The sequence below is a fragment of the Nitrosospira sp. TNL200 genome, assembly GCF_055386305.1.
Genome location: NZ_AP041003.1, coordinates 2,762,763 through 2,786,377, shown reverse-complemented (window position 1 = coordinate 2,786,377; position 23,615 = coordinate 2,762,763). Strand labels below are relative to the sequence as shown.

Sequence of the window (23,615 nt, the reverse complement as noted above, 5' to 3'; positions counted from 1 at the left end):
ATGCTGTTCGCTGGTTTTTTGCCGTTTAACTCCCGCCTGTAAGGATCAGGGCTGTAAGGATCAGGGCAATTCCCGCTCCTCTCGCCTCGAGAGGAGCAGGGCTGATCGTGCCTGAAGCCGTGCGGGGATCAGGGGACCGGCGTAAGGACGGGTTTCTCGCTGCTCTTCAACAGGAAAACCAGGAACCTGGCGGGCTTGGTGAGACTGGCGTTGCGTCCAATCGTATGCACATCGTTCGGGCCTTCGTAGAAGGTCTGGCCGGGCGTCAGCGTTATCTCCTTTCCGCCCTTCACTCCCATCACGATCGAACCCTCCAGCACGTAGACGAAAGCATGCGCATCGTGGCGATGCACGGGGTCGACGGCGCCCGGCGGATAGTCGACGGTGATCATCAGGACTTCCTTGCCCGGATAATCGGCGAGCGCCTTGGTCATCAGCGATGTCACGCTTGCGGACGGCGCCTCCTGTGCCCCGGCGGTACCGGCTGCCAACAGCAGCAGCACAGTAAGAGTTCTGACAGTTCTGAAAATAGTCATGGCTTTATTTCTCCTCATTATCGGGTCTGGGCGACCCCCAGATCGCCAGAATTCGGTGAACCGACGCACCTTTACGTGGCTGCGTCGATGCATGATCAGGACAGGCCGGCTTTATCCAGACCGTATGCCTTGTCGGCTGCACCGGGTGGGGCGCGGAAGCCCACGCTGGCGCGATTCCACCCATTTATCGCCATCACCAGAAAAGTCAGGTCCGACAATTCCCTTTCGGACAGTTGCGCGCGAACGCGTTCATATATGTCATCCGGCACACCTTCAGCGGGGAGATGGGTCAGGACTTCGGTCCATGTCAATGCGGCGCGCTCACGCGCGCTGAACGTGGGGATTCGCGCCAGACCGCGATGTGGTGCAGGCGGAGCGGCCGTTCGCCATGGATCGTCGCTTCCTTGACGTGCATGTCCACGCAGAACGCACAGCCGTTGATCTGCGATGCCCGGATATTCACCAGATCATGAATCGACTCCTCGATTGAGGAGTGCCTCAGGGCCATGCTGAACTCGATGAATTTCCTGAACAACTCGGGAGATTGTTTCTGGTAGTCGATGCGCTGGGTCATGAGAGATCCTCCATGATGAACAAGCTTATGAAGATGGACGGGTATCAAACCGCCGCACAAATCGGTCAATTGACGCGCCGGCGATAGGTGACTGAGCCAATTCCGGAAGCGGGCTGAGCCGGATAGGTTATCGCCAGAGGTCAGCGATCCACCATTCAACTCAAACCAGCCGGCCTTTGCTACCATAGTATAGTTATCGGCTTCAAGCCTTAAACATGATTTTCACGAGGGCTGTGCCGTTAATGTCGGCTCGTTTTGAATGGTCAATATTCCGGCTCAAATTCGACACCATAGATTCTTTGGGAGTTCCATATTGCTCTGGTTTGCTGCTCTTCCTGCCTCCGCAGGTTTTTCCATCCCCTTTCCTCTGAAACTGGGCCTGCTTTCATTCAAGCGCCTCCAACTGCGGCAATCTGTCGCATGCGGCAATATGCCGCATTGATCCATGTCCATAATGTGTATATGGTTATATCGGCTGAAGTATTTTCATTTTTTTGCACGAAAAGAAGGTTACGGGTGAACCTGTAATAAAAACCTCCAGGAGGAAAGATGGGTTCCAGGTCGGCTCATCTGAAAATCAAAGGCATGCACTGCACCGGCTGCGAGGAGACCATCGAAAACGCGGTGGGGCATCTGGCCGGAGTCCGGAATGTCAAAGCGGATTATGTCAAGCAGACCGTAGACGTGGAATTCGATGCCGGGCTGATTGGCGATAACGAAATTCGCCGGGCGATCGAAGAAAAAGGTTATGAGTTTGAAAGCGTCTCGAAACCTCCCAGCCAGTATCTGCGGAACAGCCTGATTTTTTTGTGCTTCCTGCTGGTGGTAGGCGGAGTCACCTTTTGGGGAAAAAGCATGATACCGGGGCTGGTGGGGGAGATGAGCCCCAATCTCGGCTATGCCATGCTGTTTTCCATAGGTTTTTTTACCGGATTTCATTGCATCGGAATGTGCGGCGGCTTTGTGGTGGGTTATGCAACCGCAGGCGGCCCGCAATCCCGCGCTACAATGGCTACTCGTCATCTGATGTATGCCGTTGGCAAGACGGCTTCTTACACGATGATAGGGGGCACTTTGGGCCTGGTGGGCTCCGCCATAACCTTCACCCCCTTTCTGCGAGGCATAATCAATCTTGCAGCCAGTCTTTTCGTAATAATCTACGGCTTGAAAATGCTCAACATCTTTCCGGCATTGCGCCGCTTCACCTTGCGTATGCCTCATTTCGTCACCAAAGGCGTATCCAATAAATTAAGGGGTGAACGCAGTCCGCTCGAAATTGGCTTGCTGAATGGTTTGATGCTCGGCTGCGGTCCCTTGCAGGCGATGTACATCATGGCGGCGGGCACAGGCAGCCCGCTTGAGGGAGCAGCCATGCTGTTCTTCTTTGGCCTGGGTACGCTATTGCCGCTTTTGAGCTTCGGCCTTGTTGCCAGTAACATATCCCATTCCGTCATGCGTCAACTGGTTATCGCTTCAGCCATCCTGGTTATTGCCATGGGCCTGATGATGGCGGATCGGGGGTTCAAACTGACAGGATCTGGTTATGACTTTAATTCTTTATCGTCTCGCTGGCAGCAACCTGCGCCCGCAGTCGATCACATGGAACCGATAGAAAGAGGGAGCAGGTAGATTGAAAAAGTGTGAGCCAAAAGAAATATGAATCGATTTTCGGTTGCTCCTGCCATTCCCAACCTGAATACTGGAAACACTGTCAAATGGAGACTCGGTAATAGCATCGTTACGGCGGTTACCGCCAGTTATGAGTCAACTTCAACCAAAAGGAGTAATGAAATGCCAACAGAAATCATCAGCGTTAAGGGTATGTCGTGCATGGGTTGCGTAAACAAGGTTAAAACCGGCCTGGAGAATACCGCGGGGGTGAAAAGCGCCGAGGTATCGCTGGAACAAAAGCAGGTGACAGTTCAGTACGACGAGACAAAGACCCGGCCAGACCAGCTCAGGGACGCGATAAAGAAGGCAGGTTATGAGGTTGTGGGTTAGAGTCTGTGAACACTTGTTTTACGCTCACGTTGCTACACGAAAAAGCGTAAGAGCAAGGCGCGAAGCGCAGGGAGTTCGGTAAAGGTGTCTGCGCCGCGCATAATATGTTGGGATTGAATGAACTCTTCAGTTCAACGCTTCAGCCAGCATGACGATGACGCCCGCTCAGATATTTCAGCAGCCTGTCAGGCCCTGTAGTATTTGCGATACCAATGCCCTTAACTTCGTATTCGATGTTCGTATACCACTAGCGAGTAGTTTCTTCTCTGTCCGCCGGTTGACATCTATACGCACACTCTCCGTCCCTTCATGGCGAAGAAAGACATAGCCGCCGCTCACGTAGAACTCTTCACGTTTACCCAATGGGGCAATATCCGTGACCACGTTCAATCCGCGATAGCCGAGTGGAGCAGGTCTCGGAATCTTTCTGCTTTCCGTCCTTAAGTGACTAATTTCCTCTAATACATCCCGACAAGTTTTATCGTCCAATTTCCAACACGGATTGGGTTGTCCGCTGTAAACATCAAGCTCGACAACCGTTGAACATATCATTGCCTGAAACGCTGCCAGATTCCTGATTATCTGATCCGATGTCGTTGGCTGTTGCATCCATAAAAATAGCCGCAGAACTGCGTATAGGGACCGCGATTGCACGTTTGCGGGTCAAAAATCACATTGCCGCTATTATCAACGTTTCTGGCCTGAGTACCCCCAGGCTTGTGCCCCCAGAATCCCTCTTTATGTTTGCGATACCAGTGGTAATCAACGAATCCCGGTCCGGGAGAGACGACCATGGCTACCAGAAAACGTGGTTTCTCATTATCCGGGAAGCAATCGTAACGATGGTGCATTCCATCTGATAAAGCTCCTGAAGATACATCAGGGCATGTAATTGCAGGATAGATGTGACCTGAACCGCGGCCAGGCTGAGCGAATGTATTTGTTCGCCAGTTACTAGCGTAGTTATAACAGTTGTTATGGCTGAGAGTGTTAGCATTATTGTTCCAAAACCCGGGATTGAACGGCCACAATTCAATCCAGCACACCTGAGCAAGTCTTTCCAGATGCGGCTCAGGAGGGTGTTCTACTAAATGATCCTGGAAGGAGCCTGCCAGTGACAACCTGAGTTGTTCCATGAGGTATTGGTGCAATGCTTCATCGTCGCCCAGCGTCTCAGACTCTTTGACCTCATGACGTTTTCCGCGGCTCAGTAGTGCAATGAGCCGCTCTGCGAACTCGTTGCTGCGCCAATGCCGTGAAAGATGTTCCAGCGGGATATAAAAGGAAGACTCTAAACCGAATTGATAGGCCAGATGATCATCCAGCAGCTCAACTTTAAACCCCCGAAATCCCAAACCCGCCTCTATTGGAACATCCGGAAAAACAACACCCCGTTCTGAGGAAAGAAGTCCTAGCGTAGCCCTGAGTTCGGGTCCCTCTTCAATCAACCATTGAGGATTGGGTCTCCCCGAAAAAAGATCGGCAGCGACAATTAACATGATTATCTCCTTCAAATATAAATGGACGTGGTTCAATTGGAAGCTCGTAATCGAGCAATCGACGGGGAAAATACATATCTACCATTCAACTTTTTATAGGCTATGAAATTATTAATAGCAAACCATCATGAAAATCCCGAATTACGCCACCTTGTTCTCAGTTTCGCTGAAGGCAAAAAAGGAATTGCTGGTCATAGATGACGGTTACCGGCAATCGGAAGCATCATGGAAGAAGGTCTTGCTGGACCTGAAAACATGCATTTTGAAGATAGACCCGCAGTTGGCCATCGGTGATGGTGCGCTGGGTTGACCGGCCGGCCATTTTTCGAATACCGCAGCCATGGAAAGAGTTTTTCGGTGGCATGGTGTGCTATTGTTGGACTGGACTATGCGTCCGAAGATATCATTTCATGCAAGGATGGCGAAGCTTCGGTTAATTTATTGGGGGTGCGCATGATTTACAAGGTTCTGATTACCCATGTCGAGCCAAGCGCTAATGACAGGCCTGATTACAGCGGTGTGCTGGCCGACTATGAGATAGAAGCGGCTTCAGAGGATGAGGCGAAAGACCGGGCTTTTACGCGCTTCTGCGAGGAAAAGCCTTATCACTCCCTGAACCGGGATGATTTCATCATAGACGCGCACTAAGGAAGCCCTGAAAGGAAGTCCCGAACAAGTCTCCGCTGGCAAGACGGTGGCTTTGCGGAATGATTTGTCCGGACGGTAACAAGACCGTCAAAGGACGTGTCCATCCTCGACGTTTTTCATTTGCAAAAATGGGGTAATCGGTAACAAGGGTATCGGCTGGGGCAATCTTGTATTTTCCCGGTTCGCCCAAATGTATTGGTTAATTTGTGGGCAGGCCAAGTGGCTGAGGTATAATTTCTTATTGTGATTTTGCGTTGCTGGAGGTTTGCATGCCGATTTATGAGTATCGTTGTGGCTCTTGTGGTCTTGAAAAGGAATATTTGCAAAAGGTAAATGATGCGCCCGTTGCAGCATGTCCCGCATGCGGCAGCAATGCTTTTGTCAAGCTTATTTCTGCCGCGGGTTTTCAATTGAAGGGCAGCGGCTGGTACGCCACCGATTTCAAGAATGGTTCGCAGCCGAAACCCAAGACGGAAACCGAAGCGGCGGGGGAAAAGAAGACCGACGCCATGACCGCTGCGCCATCCGGCACCGATGCTTCCTGTTCAGCTTGCGCCGCCGACTGAAATATATCGTTCGCTTATTGATATGAAACGTTATTTCATCACCGGGCTTTTGATCTGGGTGCCTCTTGGCATCACCGCCTGGGCGTTGAAATTTTTGATTGGCACGATGGACCAGTCGCTGCTGCTCCTGCCGGACAGTCTCCGGCCGGAGGCGCTGATCGGGGTATATATCCCCGGCATGGGTACCGTACTCACGCTGCTGGTGGTCTTTCTGACCGGGTTGCTGACAACGAATATCATCGGCCAGCGGCTGGTATTGTTCTGGGAGGGGGTGCTATGGCGCATCCCGGTGGTCAAATCGATTTATTATGGGGTCAAGCAGGTCAGCGATACGCTGTTTTCCAGCCAGGGAGAAGCATTTCGCAAGGCCCTGCTGGTGCAGTATCCGCGTCAGGGCTCATGGACCATCGCCTTCATGACCGGATATCCGGGCGGTGATGTCGTAAACCACCTCAAAGGGGAATATATCAGCGTCTATGTTCCGACCACCCCCAATCCCACTTCCGGTTTTTTTCTCATGATGCCGAAAAGCGACGTGATCGAGCTCGACATGAGCGTGGATGCGGCGCTCAAATATATTATTTCCATGGGTGTTGTCACGCCAGCCAATGGGAAAAGGGTGGCCGATCCACAACAGGCAGCATTACTGAATACCCGCGGCACCGCCAGCTCCACGCCAGACGACAATCCCTGATCCCAATTTCCCCGATTTTCCGAGACGTCATGCGAACTGACTACTGTGGCCTCATTGATGCCAGATACATGGGACAGCCGGTTGTCCTTTACGGCTGGGTGCATCGCCGCCGCGACCATGGAGGCGTCATCTTCATCGATCTGCGCGACCGCGAGGGGCTGGTGCAGGTAGTATGCGATCCGGATAATGACGCAGCTTTCCACAGCGCCGAAAAAATTCGTAACGAGTATGTGCTCAAGGTCGCCGGCGTCGTGAGAAACCGCCCTGCAGGTACCGTGAATCCCAATCTCGTCAGCGGCGAAATCGAGGTGCTGGTGCAGTCCATCGAAATTCTCAACACGTCGCAACCCCCTCCATTTTTGATGGATGATGAAAACTTGAGTGAATCCGTGCGCCTGGAACATCGTTATCTCGATCTGCGCCGGCCGCAGATGCAGGCAAACCTGCGTCTGCGTTACAAGGTGGCAATGGGGGTGCGAACGTTTCTCGACAAGCATGGGTTTATCGATGTCGAAACCCCCATGCTCACCAAATCGACCCCGGAAGGCGCGCGTGATTATCTTGTGCCGTCGCGCGTCAATTTCGGTCATTTTTTTGCGCTGCCGCAATCGCCGCAGCTATTCAAGCAATTGCTCATGGTCGCCGGCTTCGACCGCTATTACCAGATTACCAGGTGTTTCAGGGATGAAGACTTGCGCGCAGACCGGCAGCCAGAATTCACGCAGGTGGATATCGAGACGTCTTTCATGGACGAAACCGGCATCATGGGCCTGATGGAGGAGATGATCTGCGGCGTATTCAACAGCGCGATGAATATCGAACTGCCGACGCCATTCCCCCGCCTGACTTATGCCGAGGCCATGTCCCGGTACGGCTCCGACAAGCCGGATTTGCGCGTGCCGCTGGAACTGACCGAGCTCACGGATGTAATGAAGGAGGTCGAGTTCAAGGTCTTCCGCGAGGCGGCGCAAAGAACGGGAGGGCGTGTTGCGGCTTTAAGAGTTCCCCAGGGGGGCAGCCTGTCGCGCAAGGAAATAGATGACTATACCGCCTTCGTGGGAATATACGGGGCCAAGGGTCTGGCCTATATCAAGGTCAATGCCATGGACAAAGGTCTCGACGGCCTGCAGTCGCCGATACTGAAATTCCTTTCGGATACGGCAATAAAGGCCATTCTCGACCGCACGAACGCAAGAGACGGAGACCTGATATTCTTTGGCGCGGACAAGGCCAGGGTCGTCAATGAGGCGCTGGGCGCGCTACGGGTCAAAATCGGGCATGAGCGCGGTTTGGCCGAATCGGGCTGGAAGCCCCTGTGGGTGGTCGATTTTCCCATGTTCGAGCGAGACGAGGAAGAAAACAGGTGGAAAGCGTTGCATCACCCGTTTACTTCCCCCGCCGATGGGCACGAGGATTTGCTGGAGACACAGCCGGAACAGGCCCTTTCGAAGGCCTATGACATGGTTTTGAATGGTTCGGAAATCGGCGGCGGTTCGGTGCGTATCCACCGGTCGGATGTCCAGTCGAAGGTTTTTCATGCCTTGAACATCGGAGCGGAGGAGGCCCAGGAAAAATTCGGGTTTTTGCTGGAGGCGCTGCAATATGGAGCGCCACCGCATGGCGGCATCGCCTTCGGCCTGGATCGCGTGGTTGCAATGATGAGCGGCGCCGAATCGATACGGGACGTGATCGCTTTTCCCAAGACGCAGCGCGCCCAGTGCCTGCTGACCCATGCGCCCAGCGCAGTGGGCGAGAAGCAGTTGCGGGAACTGCATATCAAGCTGCGGCACGTGGAAGGGCTGAAAAGCTGAGAGGCGCCCGGTCATAGGGTTGTGGCTGTAGTAGCGCGGGATTGCGGTAGTTGCGATGTAGCTTCCGGAGAAAATGGTCAAGATTCCGGTTTCCGTTCTGGTCATTATACATACGCCGGATTTGCAGATTCTTCTGCTGGAAAGGGCGGATCATCCCGGTTATTGGCAGTCGGTGACCGGGAGCCAGGACCAAAACGAAACGCTTTGGCAAACGGCGGTGCGAGAGGTGGCGGAAGAGACCAGCCTGGATGCCAGTCGCTATGTTTTGACCGACTGGCACGCGCAGACCCGATACGAAATCTACGAGGAGTGGCGCTGGCGCTATGCGCCCGAAGTAACGCACAATACCGAACACGTTTTCAGTCTGCTCGTGCCGGAACCCGTTCCAGTCTCGGTGGCGGCGCGAGAGCATCTGGCTTTTGCCTGGCTGCCCTGGCGGGCGGCGGCGGAGAAGGTTTTTTCTCCCAGCAACGCGGAAGCGATCAGGACTCTTGTGCAGAAGTTTTCCGGAGAGAAAGGCGGCAATACAGCCAAGGAGCCATAAATAAGGCTTATGCGGGTGAACCCATACGGTGCCTCTTACCTGAGTTCCTCTGTTGGTCCGGCGAGTAACAGTATATGTAAACGTCATGCCGCCGGAAGCCGGCATCCAGGGCGTTTGAAACAGGCTGTTTGCTGATCTGGAGCTGGATTCCGGGTCAGGCCCGGAATGACGTATTCATGGTATTTTCCAGCCGGATCAATTGGCTTCCTTAAGAAGAGAGGAGGGGAGAACCGATCCTGGAAGACGTTGTCTGACATTGTTTTCATTGTTTGACCTGTTTTCAACTGTTTCAGTTGTCTTGATGGAGCGGCCATGCGAGCAGAAGCGATAGCGTTTGACCACTTTGATTCTTTGAAGGACGACGATTGCGAGGAACGCATCGTCGCCGCGAAAGCCGCCCTGGGCAAGCGCGCAGTGATACTGGCGCATCATTACCAGCGCGCGGACGTATACAAGCACGCCGATCTGACTGGAGATTCACTGAAGCTTTCGCGCCTTGCAGCGGCAACAGACGCGGACTACCTGGTATTTTGCGGCGTGCATTTCATGGCCGAAGTGGCGGATATTCTGTCCAAGCCGGAGCAGACCGCGATTCTGCCCGATCTTGCCGCAGGTTGCTCCATGGCTGACATGGCGAACCTCTCGAAGGTGGAGCGCGCCTGGCGCGAGCTGATGGAGGTGCTGGACCCTGATGAGACGATTACCCCGGTAACCTATATCAATTCCGCCGCCGATCTGAAGGCTTTTTGCGGTGAGCACGGCGGTATCGTTTGCACCTCCAGCAACGCGGTCAAAATCCTGCAATGGTCCTTCTCCCGCCGCGAGAAGGTGCTGTTTTTTCCGGATCAGCATCTCGGGCGCTGGAGCGGGCACAAGCTGGGCATTCCGCTGGATGAAATGCCTGTCTGGGATTTCGATGAACCGATGGGCGGCCTTGAGCCTGAGCAAATCAGGAAAGCTAAAATTCTGCTGTGGAAGGGGCATTGTTCCGTTCACCAGATGTTTCAGCCGCAGCATATCATCCGCTTTCGCAACCAGCATCCCGAGGGCAAGGTGATCTCCCATCCGGAATGCAGTTTCGAGGTGTGCAGGAATTCGGATTTCGTGGGATCGACGGAATATATCATCAATACCATTCGTGAAGCCGAGCCGGGAACCCGCTGGCTGGTGGGAACGGAGCTGAATCTGGTCGGGCGCATCGCCGAAGAATTCAAGCCTGAAGGGAAAATCATCCAGTTCATGGCGCCGACGATATGCATGTGCTCCACCATGGCACGTATCGATCCGCAGCACCTTGCTTGGGCGCTGGAAAATCTTGTGGCGGGAAAAGTGGTGAACCCCATCAGGGTTCCGGAAGCGGAAGCGGAGCTGGCGAAACTTGCGCTGGAGCGGATGCTGGAGGTTTCATTATAATAACGGACTCCAAAATACCATGAATCTCGTCATTCCGGGCTCGACCCGGAATCCAGCTCCAGACCCAGCCCCAGGCCGGCAAACAGCCTGTTTCAAACGCCACTGGATACCGGCTTCCGCCGGTATGAGTTTTATACGGCTTGGCTAGACCAACAAACGATGAGGATTTTCCTTTCCAGGCCGGCCGTCTTACATGCTGAACAAGCTGCATATCGCGACATATAACATCCACAAGGGGTTTTCCCATTTCAAGCGCCGCATGACGGTGCATCAGCTGCGCGACAATTTAAGAAACCTTGGCGCAGATATCATTTTCCTGCAGGAAGTGGTCGGGCAGCACAAAGGCCATGCAGAACGGTTCGAAGACTGGCCGCCCGCGCCACAGCATGAGTTCCTGGCCGATTCAGTCTGGACTGACTTCGCCTATGGGAAAAATGCCGTGTATGATGAAGGCCATCATGGCAATGCCATACTGAGCCGTTATCCCATCGTGCGATGGAACAATGTGGACGTTTCCGCGCACCGTTTCGAAAGCCGTGGCCTTCTTCATTGCGAAATCAGCATGCCAGCCTGGTCGGAGAACCTGCATTGCATCTGCGTTCATCTGGGGCTGTTCAAGCGTGGGCAATCCCTGCAATTGCAGGCGCTGGAGCAGCATATCGAACAGCTTGTTCCCAAGCATGCGCCCCTGGTCATAGCGGGCGACTTCAACGATTGGCGCGAACTCGCCAGCGGTATACTGGTCAGGCGTCTCAATCTATCCGAAGTATTCGAACTGACTGGAGGGAGAGTGGCGCGCAGCTTCCCTTCCGCCTTGCCGCTGTTTCGCCTCGATCGAATCTATGTGCGCGGTTTTCATGTGGAGAATGCGCAAGTGCACCAGGGCAGGCCGTGGTCACGGATCTCTGATCATGCGGTGCTGTCCGCGAGGATGATCCGCAGGTGACCGCGTGGGCATCTGACGGGCTGGCGTGGGATGTGCCAGGTATGCCAGGTATGCCAGGTATGCCAGGTATGCCAGGAAAAGCTGGCTTTCGGGTTGAAATCGTTGCAACCGGCGAATCACTGGCATGACCAGTGCACCCGGAATGCATGACCAGATCATCCACGCCGCCACGCTTCTCAAGGCAGGCGGCATCGTGGCCTTCCCGACCGAGACGGTTTATGGACTCGGGGCCGATATCTCCAGTTCTGCCGCGGTGAGGCGCATTTTTGAAATCAAGAAGCGGCCTGCGGACCATCCGCTGATCGTCCATTTCGGGGATGCTTCCCAGTTGCGCCGCTGGGCCAGGGTCATACCGGACTCGGCCATGGCACTGGCCGTGCGTTTCTGGCCGGGACCGTTGACATTGATTTTGCCCCGCACCCGTCAAGTTTCGGGGTATGTGACCGGCGGCCAGGGAACCGTGGGGTTGCGGGTGCCGAATCATCCGGTTGCCCTGGCCCTGCTCGCGGAACTTGGCGAGGACAGGGCGCTTGCGGCGCCTTCGGCCAACCGGTTCGGGCATGTGAGTCCTACCATGGCAGCCCATGTCCGTCAGGAATTAGGCGATGCCGTAGACATGATTCTGGATGGGGGGCCATGCGAAATCGGGCTGGAAAGCACCATTGTCGGTTTTGAAGGGCAAACCGCGATCGTACTGCGCCCCGGTGGCATTCCACTCGCTTCGCTGGTGGAGGCGCTGGATGGCAATGTGGTCCTCGCAGATGGAACCCGCGCGCAGCGCGTTCGCGTGTCCGGATCGTTAGCATCGCACTATGCGCCGGCAACGCCGCTCGAACTGTTGGCGGGAGAAGCGCTGTGGCAGCGCGCCCTGGAACTGCGAGCCCGGCGATTGCGCGTTGCGGTAGTGAGCTGGTCGGCATCGAGCAGGGAACGGCGTGCGGAAGTGGTGGATGAAAAAAATATCCTGAATGTCTCCATGCCAGCCGATGCCCTGCAATATGGCCATCGCTTGTATGCGACCCTGCGCAATCTGGATAATGACGGGTTCGACCGGTTATTGGTCGAAACCCCTCCTGACGATCCAGCCTGGCTGGCCGTTTCAGACCGCCTGCGGCGGGCTGCCCATGCTCCATGATTCCGGAGGCCAGCAGTCCGGCGAGGGCGGTGAAGCGAATAAATAGTACGTTGTACCGAACTACGAACACCACAAACGGGAGCATGTTTGAAAACATATACTGAAAAAAATGGACCATTGCGGGCAGTCCTGTTCGACGTGGATGGAACGCTTGCAGACACCGAGCGCGATGGTCATCGCCCCGCGTTCAATGCCGCTTTTAGCGAACTGGGACTCGGCTGGGATTGGGACGTCGAACTCTATGGAGAATTGCTGGCGATAACCGGTGGCAAGGAACGCATACGCCATTACATGGAAAAATACGCTCCCGATGAATTGGGTAGACACGAACTGGATAGCTGGATTGCTTCCCTGCACAAGATCAAAACGCGGCATTATGTAAACATGCTCGAAAACGGGGGAATACCGCTGCGCCCAGGGGTGGCGCGCTTGATCCGGAACCTGCGCGACGAGAACATAAAAATTGCCATCGCCACCACTACCACGCCGGAAAATGTGACTTCCTTACTGAAATCTGCTTTGGGGGAAGATTCTCCGGACTGGTTCGACGTGATCGGCGCCGGGGATATCGTTCCCGGAAAAAAGCCCGAGCCGGATATTTACCATTGGGTTCTTGAACAGCTTGGGCTGCCGGCAAGCCAGTGCATTGCGATAGAGGATTCGGAGAACGGGATAAGGGCATCGCTTGCCGCGGGGCTCGATACGGTGGTGACGGTCAACGCGTACACCCAGCTGCAGAACTTCGATGGGGCCGCGCTGGTATTGTCAGACCTGGGAGAGCCGGCTCAGCCTTTCCAGCTATTGGAAGGAAGAGCCGGTATCAATGGTATCAACGGATGGGTGGACCCCGATTTGCTGCGCAAGCTGAAAGACCGATAATTCAGCTTTTCAAGATCGTGCAATCGTTCACCGGTTTGCCTGAAATTGGAATTGTCATACGGAAGAGGTAGTATTACCATCTTCCCAACCTGATCATTTTCCCGAAGAATGCTTCATCCCCGCGCCGCCCAATATTCCCGCCGTACCCTGTACTTCTTCGAAGGCGCGGGGCTGATCGTCATCGCGCTGGCGACGATATACGCGGGCTACCAGGAAACCATGCTGATGGTCACGAACGCCAGGGTTACGCTGGCGGATCTGCTGCTGATGTTTCTCTACCTCGAAATTCTGACCATGGTAGGATTGTATTTCGAGTCGGGCAAGCTGCCGGTGAGATTTCCACTATACATCGCCATGGTGGCGATGGCGCGCCACGTGATCGTGGATATCAAGGAGATGGACAATATCCACCTCCTGGGCGTTTCGGCTTCGATCGTGCTTGTAGCCATCGCTGTGCTGGTCATACGCTATGGGCACGTGCGTTATCCCTATCTCGAGGATCTGGAGGAGTTGGCGGATTCCACCTCCAAAAAGAACAATCTCAGCGATTAGAAAGGCATTAATGGAAAAGCCGCGAGTGGGCGTCATAATGGGCAGCATCAGCGATTGGGAAGTGATGAAGCACGCGGCGGGTGTCTTGAAAGACTTCAATGTGGCGTATGAGGCCGAGGTGGTATCGGCTCATCGCACTCCCGATCGCATGTTCCGGTATGCGGAAAGCGCCGTTGAGCGTGGGCTCAAATGCATTATTGCTGGCGCGGGTGGCGCAGCACACCTTCCCGGTATGATCGCGGCAAAAACCATCCTGCCGGTCCTGGGTGTGCCGGTCACCTCCAGGCCGCTTCAGGGCATCGATTCACTCCTTTCCATCGTTCAAATGCCTAAGGGCGTTCCCGTCGCCACATTTGCGATAGGCGAGCCCGGCGCTGCCAATGCCGGTTTATTCGCGGTTTCGCTGCTGGCAGCGGAAGATGCGGAGCTCGCCGGTCTTCTCGTCAAATTTCGCCAGACCCAGGCGGAAACCGTCCTGGCAATGACATTGCCAGCGTCATGAGGACTGGCAGCATCATGCCGGGAGCAATGCTGGGAATTCTTGGCGGAGGCCAGCTCGGCCGCATGTTCACCATGGCGGCGCAACGCATGGGGTACCGCGTGACTGTGCTTGACCCGGACGAGCACAGTCCGGCCAGCAATATTGCCGAGCGGCATGTGCGCGCAGATTATCTGGATTCCGCTGCCCTGCGGGAGCTAGGGTCTTCCTGCGCCGCGTTTACCACGGAATTCGAAAACGTACCCGCTGATTCCCTGAAAACGCTGGCTGAATATGGCGTGGTCAGTCCTGCCGCGAGCAGCGTGGCCATTGCCCAGGATCGCATTCTTGAAAAGCAATTTCTTGCGGACAGCGGCTTTGAGGTCGTTCCCTACGCGGTAATTCAGGATGGAAAAGGTTCCTGGAACGTTAAAAGCATGTTTCCGGGAGCGCGTTCAGAGTCGAGTTCGGCCTTGCTTCCAGGCATCCTCAAGATAAGCCGGCTGGGCTACGATGGCAAAGGCCAGCAGCGGGTAAGCAGCCAGGTTGAGCTTGACGAGGCGTGGGCCGCGATGGATCACGAGCCCTGCGTACTGGAACAGCGCGTGGCTTTGTCGAGCGAGGTTTCGGTAGTCGTGGCGCGCGGTTTCGATGGCGAGGTGGCGACTTTCCCGGTGTCGGAGAACCAGCATCGCAACGGTATTCTCGACATAAGCATCGTCCCGGCCAGGGTAGCCCCGGAGATCATTCGAAAAGCATGCGAAATAGCGGTTTGCATTGCCGAAAAACTGGATTATCGGGGTGTGCTATGCGTAGAGTTTTTTATCCTGGGCGATGGACCAGATGCCCGGCTACTGGTAAACGAGATTGCGCCGCGTCCCCACAATAGCGGCCACTATACAATGGACGCCTGCGTGACCTCCCAGTTTGAGCAGCAGGCGCGCACTCTTTGCGGCATACCCCTTGGAAGCACGGCAATGCGGGGAACTGCCGTGATGGTGAATTTATTGGGCGACTTGTGGCGGGAGGGAGAGCCTCCATGGCAGGAAGTATTGCGGCATCCCAATGTAAAATTGCACTTGTACGGCAAGCAGGCTGCCCGGCCTGGAAGAAAAATGGGTCACTATACAGTCCTTGCGGAAACCGTCGAAGCGGGCCTGCAGCTTGCGCTGGAGATCAAGGAGGCGCTTACCGCATCCTTATGCCCGGAGCAGCGCAGCAGGCACGATGCACATGACAGCGCGCATAGCGCACAAAGCGCATGACGGAAGCGAATCATGGCTGAGCGGAACGACGCACAAGGCAGCCTGCTTGAAACAACCATCCAGAGCCTGCCGCTCCTGCATCGCGGAAAAGTCCGGGATATTTACGCCGTGGATGAAGACAAGCTGTTGGTCGTGCAAACGGACAGGTTGTCTGCTTTCGATGTCATCCTGCCAACGCCCGTACCGGGAAAAGGCAGGCTGCTGACGGCGCTATCCAGCTTCTGGTTCGAAAAGCTCGATCACATCATTCCCAATCACCTTACCGGCATTGCACCCGAATCGGTCGTGGCAGAGAACGAGCGTGAGCAGGTAGCCGGCCGCGCATTCGTGGTAAAACGGCTGAAGCCCCTGCCGATAGAGGCCATCGTACGAGGATACATCGCGGGTTCCGGCTGGAAAGATTATCAAGCGACCGGGGCCATCTCCGGGATTGCGCTTCCCCAGGGTCTGCAGCAAGCGGCCAGATTGCCAGGCGAACCCATTTTTACCCCTTCCACCAAAGCTGCAGCAGGCTTTCATGATGAAAACATTTCATTTGCAGAGGCGGAAAAATTGCTGGGCAAGGACCTGGCAGCCACAGTGCGGGGCAAGGCCATAGCACTCTATGCCGAAGCTGCGGATTATGCCATCATGAAAGGCATTATCATTGCGGACACCAAGTTCGAGTTCGGCCGGGATGAAGCAGGAGCGTTGTACCTCATAGACGAGGCGTTGACCCCTGATTCATCGCGTTTCTGGCCGGCTGATCAATATTCGCCGGGACGCAATCCGCCCAGCTATGACAAGCAGTTCGTGCGCGACTGGCTCGAAACCCAGGACTGGGACAAGAAGCCGCCAGCCCCCGCATTGCCGCCCGATGTTCTTGCGAATACCAGCAAGAAGTATGAAGAAGCCCTGCGCCGGCTGAGGGAATAGCCGCGCAGGCAATAAGATAAGACGTTGGGGTCTATAAGAAAGGATAATGATGCCCTCCTCTGGTTGCATGAAGAGATAACTACTATCATACGTTGTACGTGTACGTACAATACGAGGTTAATCATGCATAAACGAATGACTATTACTCTTGACGAAGCGGTGTACGAAGGTCTTTATCGAACGGTCGGCAAACGCCGCATGAGCCAGTTCATCGAGGACTTGGTAAGGCCGCATGTCATGAATAATTCTCTGGATGAAGAGTATCGGGCGATGGCTGCCGATAAGGAGCGAGAGGCGGGGGCAAAGGAATGGATTGATGCGCTTGCCGTCGATATGAGCGATGAAACGCGGTGAAGTGTGGTGGATGGAATTTGACCCTGCGGTCGGAAGCGAGGTTCGTAAGACGCGACCCGCTGTTATCGTCAGCAATGATGCTGCCAACCGAAATCTCGCACGCGTTGTCGTAATCCCCTTGACCAGCAACACGACCCGTCAATATCCTGGCGAGGCATTAGTGACCATAAATGGAAAGCAGGGTAAGGTAATGGCCGATCAGATCATGGCCTCAGATAAAATTCGCCTGAAAAACCGGGCCGGTATCCTGTCAAAGATCGATATGCTGGCTGTGGAAGATGCAATCCTGATTCATCTGGGGATGCCCAGATAAAGAAATTCTGATACTCAGCAGATGAACCTCTTTTTCGGATCAGTGGCAGTAGGGCGCCAATAAGCGAAGCGCATTGCGCCGTATGGCTGAGTTAACAATTTGTCCGGCTTGATCCTCAAAAAAATTCCATCAGCATTTTTATCCCCAGAAAATAAAGCAGCACCACAAAAATCTTCCTGAGAGTATCCGTCTGGATGACGTGCGTGGTTTTTGCGCCCAGCGGCGCGGTCAGCATGCTCGCCAGCACTATCCATATCAACGCTGGCGGATACACGTACCCCAGGCTATGCTCTGGCAGTGGCTGGGACTGCGCCATTCCATTGACGATGTAGCCAATGGTCCCAGTCAGGGCAATGGGGAAGCCTATGGTGGCCGCGGTTCCGATGGCGTGCTGCAGCCTGACATTGCAAAAGGAGAGAAACGGAACGCTTAGCAGCCCGCCCCCGATCGCGACAAAGCTGGAAATCATCCCGATAAGGCTTCCCGCGCCGAACATGCCTAACCTGCCAGGCAGGGCGCGGCTGGGCTTGGGGGAGATCCGCAGCAGCATCTGCGTGGCCGCATAAAAAATGAACATGATGAAAATGATGCTGAGAGCCTTGCTTGAGAGCGCGTTCACCAGTGTCGCGCCTGTCAGCGTGCCGATGATGATCCCCGGGGTAATGTGTTTCACTACCTGCCAGTTCACCGCCCCGTGGGCATGATGCGTGCGCAGGCTCGCAATAGAGGTGAAAACGATTGCCGCCATGGTAGTGCCTAGGGCAAGGTGGAGGACGCGGTCAGGCGGGAAGTGCTGCGCGTTGAAGATGAAAGTCAGCACGGGCACCAGAACCAACCCGCCGCCAATGCCCAGCAGCCCGGCAAAATACCCGACAACTGCACCCAACAGCAGATAAGCCGGCGCCCATTCCACCTCAGGTTCTATGATGATGGATGGCTGGCTTCAATTTCTGGAATGGCGGAAACAAGCGGATCGGCGCAGGTGCCAAATCTTGGCCAGGCTTGGCGAAACGCCTGGGCAGGCCATCAAAGAATACCCAGGATGAATTTCCATTCAGCAGGGTCCACCGGCGTAATGGATAGCCGACTGCCTTTTTGCAGAATGCGCAGGCTGGCCAGTTCAGGGTAGGTCCGCAATTCCTTGATGCCAACCAGGCGAGTCTTCTTTTTGAATCGCACATCCACATTGAACCAGCGGGGAGTCTCGTGTGTAGCCTTGGGGTCGAAATATTTATTGCTGGAATCGAACTGCGTGGCATCGGGATAAGCCAGCTTGCTCACCTCGGCAATGCCCGCGATTCCCGGCTGATCGCAGCTCGAATGATAAAAGAAAACGCCATCCCCGACGCGCATCTGGTCGCGCATGAAATTACGCGCCTGATAATTGCGCACACCATACCAGGCGACGGTTTGCTGCGGCATAGCCGCGAGATCATCGATGCTTACGTCGGAAGGTTCCGATTTCATGAGCCAGTAGCGCATATGAGGTTTTTAAGGGCCTATCGGATTGCTCGCAAGGCGTGGATCGAGCATGGGCATTGGACTGGACCGGTCCACCGATGGAAGTATAACAGCTCGAGTTTCGTAGGCGAAAGGTGCATTCGAGAGGGCTTATGAATTGTAGTAGTCACGACTTCATCTGACAGTTACCCGATTTGACCTGGTGCGGTGTCAGATCAGATTTGGCTGTTCAGTGATGTGATTTTATCGTTCCAAACCTCCTTTGCGTCAATCAATATTTGCATGGGTGTGCGACCGCAACACATCTTGCCCTGATGGGTGCGGGCCTCGTTGTAATAGCGCAACCAGTCATCCAGATCGATTTGCAACTCCTCGATTGACCCGGTATATCTTGCGCGGCCCGCCACCTGGTAGAACTCTTGCAGGATGGTCTTGTGGAAGCGCTCACAGATGCCGTTGGTCTGCGGGTGATTGGCTTTGGTCCGGGTATGCTCGATGTCGTTGATCGCCAGGTAGAGCTGGTAATCATGGGTTTCTGGCTTTCCGCAATACTCGGTCCCGCGATCAGTCACACACGGATCAGGCCCATGCCTTGCCCTGCGAAGAAGGGCAATACCTGATCATTGAGCAGATCGGCTGCCGTGATCGGCGTTTTGGTCGTATAGAGCTTGGCCGCCGCCCACTTGGAGTAGGCATCGACGAAGGTCTGCTGATAGATCCAGCCCACACCCTTGATCGTTCCCACATAGAAAGTATCCTGGCTGCCAAGGTAGCCAGGATGCGCGGTTTCAATCTCGCCATGGGCCGCATCATCGTCCTGCTTCTTCTCCAGGGCACAAACCTGCACTTCGGTCAGCACTTCGCCGGTTTGCGCAACATGGCGTTCCAGGGCTGCCAGCCGCTTCCTGAATAATTCCAGATCGTGCCGCAGCCAGACTGAACGAACTCCTGAGGGCGAAATGAAGATGCCGCGTTTGCGCAGCTCGTTGGATACCCGTACCTGCCCGAACGCAGGCTGCTCAATGGCAAAAGCGGCCATTGCCATCTCCGCCGCTTCTTCAACCCGATTCCTGGGGTTGGGCTTTTTCCGGTTGGCATCGATCAGGGCATCGAGTCCGCCATCGCCGATTGATAGCGATAAAAGGTATCACGGGAAAAGCCCATTACCCTGCAGGCGCGCGATACATTGCCAAGCTCGGCTGCCAGATTGAGCAGGCCTACCTTGTGTTTGATGACGTTTTGTTGAAAACTACTCATGGGGTTACTCCTTTGCGCTTGCGCGCTCAATTGATAAAGATTTCGCAACCTCTATCAAACCGGGTAACCCCACCCTTTGGCAAGGCCCTACTGTCATAGATGGTCGCCCCGGTTTGTCAAGCATTCAGTCAATGACGGTAAGAAGGTAAAGACTGCAGTCATAGATCCGGACTTTCTTTGAGGCAAGGCCTCTGTCCCTGATGGAATATGCTGACTGGCTCCTCTAACAGATTAACGTGCTTTTTAAACACTCTGACAGACTCGGGTTTTGCCAGTCACGGTTCTGACCTATCTTGCCATCACGTCATGATTGCCTGAGCAATCGGTGGAGTACCTGCTCTACCAAACTTGAGCTGGTTGCGCAACTATATTGCGGGGAACCCGTATTCGTTCGCCATCCCATAGTCGGCTTCGTAGTTCCGGTCATGTGCCAGGAGCGCCCAAACCGTGCGGGCGTTCTTGTTAGCTAGAGCGACCGCTGCCCCAGTCGCTGCAGCAACAAACGGAACGCGCCAGGCAGATCGTTCTCGCCATCTTCCATAATCTCCGGTAGGCGCTTGGCCATGTGGCCGATCCCTTGCGGGATGACGATCCCATACTCCGTCAGCAGTCCTCGGATCTGGTTGGCTTGTGCTGTTCGTGCTTTGACGAAACCTTGCCGGGCACGGTGCAGGGACAGCACCGCCTGCTGCTCGGCATTCTTCATCGGCACAAAGCGCATGTTTTGCCGACCTACCGCTTCGCAGATCGTCTCGGCGTCTGCGGCATCGTTCTTGTTGGTCTTCACGTACGGCTTCACATACTGCGGTGCCATCAGCTTGACGGTGTGGCCATACGCCTCAAGTTTCCGCGCCCAGTGGTGCGCGCTACCGCATGCTTCCATTCCTATCCGGCACGGCGCAAGGTTGGCAAAAAATGCCACCACTTGAGCGCGCTTCAACTGCTTCTTCAATACTGTCTTGCTTCGCTCATCCACGCCATGCACCTGCAAAACATTCTTTGCCAGATCAATACCGATTGTCGTAATCTTCATTTCGGTCGCCTCTCCTCGTTTGTGGAAATTCCCATTCCCACTTTGGCACTCAGATGCCGTTTGGGGAAGGGGCGACCATCCCATTAGATTAAATCGGAACTACTACACGTAACGGGCGCTACCGTTCTTCCGATTTCATATTGTTCGGGGAAAACGCTAATCGTCATACCTGCGGAAGCAGGTATCCAGTCGGTCAAACGACTATTCCGGATTTCAGGCCGAGTCCCAAAATCCCAGAACAGTGGAATTTGGATATCAAACTGTCAGGCAACAACGGTTCAAGGTTGCCCAGCTCCGGGCAGGTTAAGAAATTGACGCCGTGTCTTCGGCCCGTAGGTAAGAAAATGCGGTTCCGGATGCTCAAGGTAAGCGAGCCGTTCCCCCGCAATGCGGTCGCGGCGCGCATCTCGCCTGATTTCCTCAGGATTGATCGAATAGACCTTGGCAGCGTTCAATCCAAAGATCTTGGCGCGAAGCTGTGGGGTGATTTCGGGATAGCCATACTTCTCCCGCAATTCCGGGGAGATCTGGAAGGTGCGGAATGCCTGGATCTGGTCCTGGGGTGAGCCATACCATATCGAGTCCGTTCCCCAGAGCACGTTGTTCTCGCCGCAGTACTTCAGGAGCTTGCCCAGTGCATGGGCCGCGGCTTCAGGGTCGCGCATCAGGTAGCGCCAGGTGCTGCCTAATTCACCATAAACATTGCTGTTGGGGGCGACATTGTTTTCGATGAGAGACTGGATCAGGGTATCGATGCCATCGTCCGCGCCCTTGCCTTCGAAAGCGCACTCCGGAACCCCGGTGACGAAGCCGGAGTGGTAGACAAGGAAGGAAACGTCGGGGAAGCGTTTGGCGACTACGCCGATGTCGCGGCATTGGCTATGCTCATAGGACTGCCTGCCAAAGGGCAGGCCCTTGTGCACGCAGATGACGTTGACGCCGAGCTTGCGCGCTTTTTCAATGAATCGGGTGCCGATATCGTCCGACAGGAAGTAGCCTTTTCCTCCGGGCCCAAATTGCGTATAGGTTTTCCACGCGGAAACACCCCAGCGTCCTTTCAGTTCATCCATCGAGTCCAGGTCACCCGCCTGGTTGGGGTTGACCCGGCCATGCAGCAGCAGGCGGTGCATTCCTTCCATGCGCTCGACTATCCTGCGCACCGCATCGGCGGTCTGGATGGTGAGCGGTTCCGCGTCCGGCTTGGAAGGTACGAAGGAGAGCACCATCATATCCGTATCGGAATCGAGGAAGACATCCTTGATGAATTCTTCCGGACCCAGGCAGCGCAAGTAGCTGTGCGCGCCCGGCTCGGCCGCGAGAGCGCAACCTGTTTTGGGCATCTGGCTCAACGGCTTGCTTCCGGCTGGCAATTTTTTCAGCCACGCTCCATTGGGGTCCACGAAATGTCCCTGCACGTCGAAGATGAATTCGCTTTTGCCACCTCTCAGGGATGTCTCGGCCAGCGAAGGCTCGAGCGCGGCGCCGGTGGGCAGATCGAAAAAACCGCCAAGTTTGCCAGCCGCGGCATTTGCGGCATTGAATGCAAGCAGCGTCGACGCAGCGCCGCAGGCGGAGACAAGAAAGCATCTTCGAGACATGGCAAGACGCTTCGCGTTGACTGTCGCTGCTTCGTGAGCAAGTTTATTTGCCGCCTTATTCGTCGGGGACAACGGAACCGGCTCAAACTCGCCATTTGAAGTCGCATCGAGCTTGATGGGGAGGCGCGTGCCTTCGGGATCGATGCGAGGGTGGGAAGGTTTCATAAGCAATCCTCCTCAAAAGCGGCTGGCAGCTTGTGGTTCGAGTGGAATATCGATTTTCCCCACTGGCCGATATAGAGCTTGTGATAGGCAAATATGGGCAAATCCGGCTCAATTTCAACAAAAAGAGCGGCATCGCCGCTCTTTTTGCACTACGAAAATAAAGTCCCCGCAAATGCCGTCAGGTCATTATCTTGAACCTCTAGGTCCAAGTTGGTCACTGGCCGGATGCATCAGGCGCTTCCGTATAGGATTCGCACAACAGCATCGCTGTGGTTCGTAACCGGTTCTTAAAAAATTGGTTCAAAGAATATAGACCTTAACAAACACCGCAGGGAACAACCTTGATCCGCTTTCCGATTCTTGTCCTGACAACTTTACCTTGATACCGGGCGCCTCTGGTTTTCAGGATCGAAACCGGAGTTTCCCCCGCATGGACATTCCCGGCCAGCTATAACAGTTTATCCTGTTCCGGCATTACCGCATCCAGCGCTGCCTGCATGCGATCGATTCTACGCTTAAATTCCTCTGTGTCAAAGTCCCCCCTGTTTCTCGCGACGAGCATCTCGTGGGTGACGTTGAGGGCCGCCATGATGGCGATGCGTTCCGCGCCCACCACTTTGCCGCTATCCCTGATTTCACGCATTTTTTTATCGAGATAGGTTACCGCCTGCAGCAATTCTTCCTGCTCGTCGTCAGGACAGGTGACGCAGAATTCGCGGCCCATGATAGCCACATCCATGACCTTACCTGGTTTCATCGTCGCCTTCAGGAATATGTGACAGCAGCGCTTCCAACCGGCCAGCCGCCGCGCTTATCTTCTGGTTGAGCTGTTTGTTCTCGCTGGTTGCGCCTGCGAGAGCCTGGCGCAATTGCATGTTTTCAGCACGTAATTGCTTGCACAGTTGCACGAAGTAGTTGATTTTTTCTTCGAGGGATGTTAGTTCCGGTTCCATCTGGATGCTGTGCTTGGGATATTTA

Annotated in this window: 26 protein-coding genes, 1 other RNA gene and 3 pseudogenes; 18 read left to right on the top strand and 12 right to left on the bottom strand. The window is 54.9% G+C overall.

The window, feature by feature from the left end; translation table 11 throughout:
• Positions 1–128 precede the first annotated feature (128 nt).
• The 3 genes from ACZ5CE_RS12590 to ACZ5CE_RS12580 form a co-directional block, all read right to left on the bottom strand.
• The gene (locus ACZ5CE_RS12590) at positions 129–536 is read right to left on the bottom strand and encodes a cupin domain-containing protein (protein ID WP_464575258.1); all 408 of its coding nucleotides are present in this window, start codon (positions 534–536) and stop codon (positions 129–131) included.
• 95 nt (positions 537–631) lie between these two features.
• Positions 632–847 (bottom strand): carboxymuconolactone decarboxylase family protein, encoded by a 216-nt coding sequence (locus ACZ5CE_RS12585; RefSeq protein ID WP_464575257.1) that lies wholly within the window; start codon positions 845–847, stop codon positions 632–634.
• The gene (locus tag ACZ5CE_RS12580) at positions 844–1,110 is read right to left on the bottom strand and encodes a carboxymuconolactone decarboxylase family protein (protein ID WP_464575256.1); all 267 of its coding nucleotides are present in this window, start codon (positions 1,108–1,110) and stop codon (positions 844–846) included. The genes ACZ5CE_RS12585 and ACZ5CE_RS12580 overlap by 4 nt, the downstream gene beginning before the upstream one ends.
• A gap of 549 nt (positions 1,111–1,659) precedes the next feature.
• Between ACZ5CE_RS12580 and ACZ5CE_RS12575 the strand changes: the two genes are divergently transcribed.
• Positions 1,660–2,739: an urease accessory protein UreH domain-containing protein gene (locus ACZ5CE_RS12575; protein ID WP_464575255.1), complete on the top strand. Its 1,080-nt coding sequence runs from the start codon at positions 1,660–1,662 to the stop codon at positions 2,737–2,739.
• A gap of 162 nt (positions 2,740–2,901) precedes the next feature.
• The gene (locus tag ACZ5CE_RS12570) at positions 2,902–3,111 is read left to right on the top strand and encodes a heavy-metal-associated domain-containing protein (protein WP_464575254.1); all 210 of its coding nucleotides are present in this window, start codon (positions 2,902–2,904) and stop codon (positions 3,109–3,111) included.
• Between the two features lie 578 nt (positions 3,112–3,689).
• Here ACZ5CE_RS12570 and ACZ5CE_RS12565 read toward each other — a convergent pair.
• Positions 3,690–4,610, bottom strand: coding sequence for a hypothetical protein (locus ACZ5CE_RS12565; RefSeq protein ID WP_464575253.1), 921 nt, complete (start codon positions 4,608–4,610; stop codon positions 3,690–3,692).
• A 175-nt stretch (positions 4,611–4,785) separates the two neighbouring features.
• On the opposite strand from ACZ5CE_RS12565, the pseudogene ACZ5CE_RS12560 reads away from it, so the two are divergent.
• The 16 genes and pseudogenes from ACZ5CE_RS12560 to ACZ5CE_RS12485 all read left to right on the top strand — a co-directional run.
• A pseudogene (locus ACZ5CE_RS12560) lies at positions 4,786–4,917 on the top strand (IS256 family transposase); the annotation flags it as partial.
• Positions 4,918–4,967: 50 nt separating this feature from the next.
• Complete coding sequence (locus tag ACZ5CE_RS12555; RefSeq protein ID WP_464575252.1) at positions 4,968–5,258, top strand: hypothetical protein; 291 nt, start codon at positions 4,968–4,970, stop codon at positions 5,256–5,258.
• Positions 5,259–5,578: 320 nt separating this feature from the next.
• The gene (locus ACZ5CE_RS12550; protein ID WP_464575251.1) at positions 5,579–5,824 is read left to right on the top strand and encodes an FmdB family zinc ribbon protein; all 246 of its coding nucleotides are present in this window, start codon (positions 5,579–5,581) and stop codon (positions 5,822–5,824) included.
• Between the two features lie 22 nt (positions 5,825–5,846).
• The gene (locus tag ACZ5CE_RS12545; RefSeq protein WP_464575250.1) at positions 5,847–6,518 is read left to right on the top strand and encodes a DUF502 domain-containing protein; all 672 of its coding nucleotides are present in this window, start codon (positions 5,847–5,849) and stop codon (positions 6,516–6,518) included.
• 29 nt (positions 6,519–6,547) lie between these two features.
• Positions 6,548–8,329: an aspartate--tRNA ligase gene (gene aspS, locus ACZ5CE_RS12540; RefSeq protein WP_464575249.1), complete on the top strand. Its 1,782-nt coding sequence runs from the start codon at positions 6,548–6,550 to the stop codon at positions 8,327–8,329.
• Between the two features lie 73 nt (positions 8,330–8,402).
• Positions 8,403–8,873 carry a dihydroneopterin triphosphate diphosphatase gene (gene nudB / locus ACZ5CE_RS12535; RefSeq protein WP_464575248.1) on the top strand — a complete coding sequence of 157 codons (471 nt, stop codon included), beginning with the start codon at positions 8,403–8,405 and terminating at the stop codon, positions 8,871–8,873.
• A 312-nt stretch (positions 8,874–9,185) separates the two neighbouring features.
• The gene (gene nadA / locus ACZ5CE_RS12530; RefSeq protein ID WP_464575247.1) at positions 9,186–10,286 is read left to right on the top strand and encodes a quinolinate synthase NadA; all 1,101 of its coding nucleotides are present in this window, start codon (positions 9,186–9,188) and stop codon (positions 10,284–10,286) included.
• A gap of 193 nt (positions 10,287–10,479) precedes the next feature.
• Complete coding sequence (locus tag ACZ5CE_RS12525; RefSeq protein WP_464575246.1) at positions 10,480–11,232, top strand: endonuclease/exonuclease/phosphatase family protein; 753 nt, start codon at positions 10,480–10,482, stop codon at positions 11,230–11,232.
• Positions 11,233–11,356: 124 nt separating this feature from the next.
• On the top strand, positions 11,357–12,367 hold the full coding sequence (locus ACZ5CE_RS12520; RefSeq protein WP_464575245.1) for an L-threonylcarbamoyladenylate synthase: 1,011 nt from the start codon (positions 11,357–11,359) through the stop codon (positions 12,365–12,367).
• An 87-nt stretch (positions 12,368–12,454) separates the two neighbouring features.
• On the top strand, positions 12,455–13,246 hold the full coding sequence (locus ACZ5CE_RS12515; protein WP_464575244.1) for an HAD family hydrolase: 792 nt from the start codon (positions 12,455–12,457) through the stop codon (positions 13,244–13,246).
• 108 nt (positions 13,247–13,354) lie between these two features.
• Positions 13,355–13,798: a phosphate-starvation-inducible protein PsiE gene (locus ACZ5CE_RS12510; protein WP_464575243.1), complete on the top strand. Its 444-nt coding sequence runs from the start codon at positions 13,355–13,357 to the stop codon at positions 13,796–13,798.
• 10 nt (positions 13,799–13,808) lie between these two features.
• Positions 13,809–14,300 (top strand): 5-(carboxyamino)imidazole ribonucleotide mutase, encoded by a 492-nt coding sequence (gene purE / locus ACZ5CE_RS12505; RefSeq protein WP_464575242.1) that lies wholly within the window; start codon positions 13,809–13,811, stop codon positions 14,298–14,300.
• On the top strand, positions 14,297–15,541 hold the full coding sequence (locus ACZ5CE_RS12500; RefSeq protein WP_464575240.1) for a 5-(carboxyamino)imidazole ribonucleotide synthase: 1,245 nt from the start codon (positions 14,297–14,299) through the stop codon (positions 15,539–15,541). The genes purE and ACZ5CE_RS12500 overlap by 4 nt, the downstream gene beginning before the upstream one ends.
• A gap of 12 nt (positions 15,542–15,553) precedes the next feature.
• Complete coding sequence (locus ACZ5CE_RS12495; protein ID WP_464575239.1) at positions 15,554–16,456, top strand: phosphoribosylaminoimidazolesuccinocarboxamide synthase; 903 nt, start codon at positions 15,554–15,556, stop codon at positions 16,454–16,456.
• A 135-nt stretch (positions 16,457–16,591) separates the two neighbouring features.
• Positions 16,592–16,810, top strand: a complete 219-nt coding sequence (locus ACZ5CE_RS12490) for a hypothetical protein (RefSeq protein WP_464575238.1) — start codon at positions 16,592–16,594, stop codon at positions 16,808–16,810.
• On the top strand, positions 16,797–17,123 hold the full coding sequence (locus tag ACZ5CE_RS12485) for a type II toxin-antitoxin system PemK/MazF family toxin (protein ID WP_464575236.1): 327 nt from the start codon (positions 16,797–16,799) through the stop codon (positions 17,121–17,123). Before ACZ5CE_RS12490 ends, ACZ5CE_RS12485 begins: the two co-directional genes overlap by 14 nt.
• A 115-nt stretch (positions 17,124–17,238) precedes the next feature.
• On the opposite strand, the gene ACZ5CE_RS12480 is transcribed toward ACZ5CE_RS12485, so the two are convergent.
• The 8 genes and pseudogenes from ACZ5CE_RS12480 to ACZ5CE_RS12445 all read right to left on the bottom strand — a co-directional run bounded on the left by ACZ5CE_RS12480 (position 17,239) and on the right by ACZ5CE_RS12445 (position 23,590).
• Complete coding sequence (locus tag ACZ5CE_RS12480) at positions 17,239–18,036, bottom strand: sulfite exporter TauE/SafE family protein (RefSeq protein ID WP_464575235.1); 798 nt, start codon at positions 18,034–18,036, stop codon at positions 17,239–17,241.
• A 113-nt stretch (positions 18,037–18,149) separates the two neighbouring features.
• Positions 18,150–18,605, bottom strand: a complete 456-nt coding sequence (locus ACZ5CE_RS12475; protein ID WP_464575234.1) for an EVE domain-containing protein — start codon at positions 18,603–18,605, stop codon at positions 18,150–18,152.
• Positions 18,606–18,799: 194 nt separating this feature from the next.
• Positions 18,800–19,841, bottom strand: a pseudogene (locus tag ACZ5CE_RS12470) (IS481 family transposase).
• Positions 19,842–20,325: 484 nt separating this feature from the next.
• A pseudogene (locus ACZ5CE_RS12465) lies at positions 20,326–20,874 on the bottom strand (IS110 family RNA-guided transposase); the annotation flags it as partial.
• A 278-nt stretch (positions 20,875–21,152) separates the two neighbouring features.
• Positions 21,153–22,637 carry an amidohydrolase family protein gene (locus ACZ5CE_RS12460; protein WP_464575233.1) on the bottom strand — a complete coding sequence of 495 codons (1,485 nt, stop codon included), beginning with the start codon at positions 22,635–22,637 and terminating at the stop codon, positions 21,153–21,155.
• 159 nt (positions 22,638–22,796) lie between these two features.
• Positions 22,797–22,975, bottom strand: a non-coding RNA gene (gene ssrS, locus ACZ5CE_RS12455) — 6S RNA.
• A gap of 110 nt (positions 22,976–23,085) precedes the next feature.
• Positions 23,086–23,394 carry a cell division protein ZapA gene (locus ACZ5CE_RS12450; RefSeq protein ID WP_464575232.1) on the bottom strand — a complete coding sequence of 103 codons (309 nt, stop codon included), beginning with the start codon at positions 23,392–23,394 and terminating at the stop codon, positions 23,086–23,088.
• Positions 23,381–23,590: a hypothetical protein gene (locus ACZ5CE_RS12445; RefSeq protein WP_464575231.1), complete on the bottom strand. Its 210-nt coding sequence runs from the start codon at positions 23,588–23,590 to the stop codon at positions 23,381–23,383. Before ACZ5CE_RS12445 ends, ACZ5CE_RS12450 begins: the two co-directional genes overlap by 14 nt.
• Positions 23,591–23,615: the final 25 nt, after the last annotated feature.

What these genes read in the sequence shown, in the direction of transcription:
- ACZ5CE_RS12590 (WP_464575258.1), bottom strand. Translation starts at nt 536, where the DNA reads ATGACTATTTTCAGAACTGTCAGAACTCTTACTGTGCTGCTGCTGTTG.
- ACZ5CE_RS12580 (WP_464575256.1), bottom strand. Translation starts at nt 1,110, where the DNA reads ATGACCCAGCGCATCGACTACCAGAAACAATCTCCCGAGTTGTTCAGG.
- ACZ5CE_RS12575 (WP_464575255.1), top strand. Translation starts at nt 1,660, where the DNA reads ATGGGTTCCAGGTCGGCTCATCTGAAAATCAAAGGCATGCACTGCACC.
- ACZ5CE_RS12570 (WP_464575254.1), top strand. Translation starts at nt 2,902, where the DNA reads ATGCCAACAGAAATCATCAGCGTTAAGGGTATGTCGTGCATGGGTTGC.
- ACZ5CE_RS12565 (WP_464575253.1), bottom strand. Translation starts at nt 4,610, where the DNA reads ATGTTAATTGTCGCTGCCGATCTTTTTTCGGGGAGACCCAATCCTCAA.
- ACZ5CE_RS12545 (WP_464575250.1), top strand. Translation starts at nt 5,847, where the DNA reads ATGAAACGTTATTTCATCACCGGGCTTTTGATCTGGGTGCCTCTTGGC.
- aspS (WP_464575249.1), top strand. Translation starts at nt 6,548, where the DNA reads ATGCGAACTGACTACTGTGGCCTCATTGATGCCAGATACATGGGACAG.
- nudB (WP_464575248.1), top strand. Translation starts at nt 8,403, where the DNA reads ATGGTCAAGATTCCGGTTTCCGTTCTGGTCATTATACATACGCCGGAT.
- nadA (WP_464575247.1), top strand. Translation starts at nt 9,186, where the DNA reads ATGCGAGCAGAAGCGATAGCGTTTGACCACTTTGATTCTTTGAAGGAC.
- ACZ5CE_RS12525 (WP_464575246.1), top strand. Translation starts at nt 10,480, where the DNA reads ATGCTGAACAAGCTGCATATCGCGACATATAACATCCACAAGGGGTTT.
- ACZ5CE_RS12520 (WP_464575245.1), top strand. Translation starts at nt 11,357, where the DNA reads ATGACCAGTGCACCCGGAATGCATGACCAGATCATCCACGCCGCCACG.
- ACZ5CE_RS12510 (WP_464575243.1), top strand. Translation starts at nt 13,355, where the DNA reads ATGCTTCATCCCCGCGCCGCCCAATATTCCCGCCGTACCCTGTACTTC.
- purE (WP_464575242.1), top strand. Translation starts at nt 13,809, where the DNA reads ATGGAAAAGCCGCGAGTGGGCGTCATAATGGGCAGCATCAGCGATTGG.
- ACZ5CE_RS12500 (WP_464575240.1), top strand. Translation starts at nt 14,297, where the DNA reads ATGAGGACTGGCAGCATCATGCCGGGAGCAATGCTGGGAATTCTTGGC.
- ACZ5CE_RS12495 (WP_464575239.1), top strand. Translation starts at nt 15,554, where the DNA reads ATGGCTGAGCGGAACGACGCACAAGGCAGCCTGCTTGAAACAACCATC.
- ACZ5CE_RS12490 (WP_464575238.1), top strand. Translation starts at nt 16,592, where the DNA reads ATGACTATTACTCTTGACGAAGCGGTGTACGAAGGTCTTTATCGAACG.
- ACZ5CE_RS12485 (WP_464575236.1), top strand. Translation starts at nt 16,797, where the DNA reads ATGAAACGCGGTGAAGTGTGGTGGATGGAATTTGACCCTGCGGTCGGA.
- ACZ5CE_RS12475 (WP_464575234.1), bottom strand. Translation starts at nt 18,605, where the DNA reads ATGCGCTACTGGCTCATGAAATCGGAACCTTCCGACGTAAGCATCGAT.
- ACZ5CE_RS12460 (WP_464575233.1), bottom strand. Translation starts at nt 22,637, where the DNA reads ATGAAACCTTCCCACCCTCGCATCGATCCCGAAGGCACGCGCCTCCCC.
- ACZ5CE_RS12450 (WP_464575232.1), bottom strand. Translation starts at nt 23,394, where the DNA reads ATGAAACCAGGTAAGGTCATGGATGTGGCTATCATGGGCCGCGAATTC.
- ACZ5CE_RS12445 (WP_464575231.1), bottom strand. Translation starts at nt 23,590, where the DNA reads ATGGAACCGGAACTAACATCCCTCGAAGAAAAAATCAACTACTTCGTG.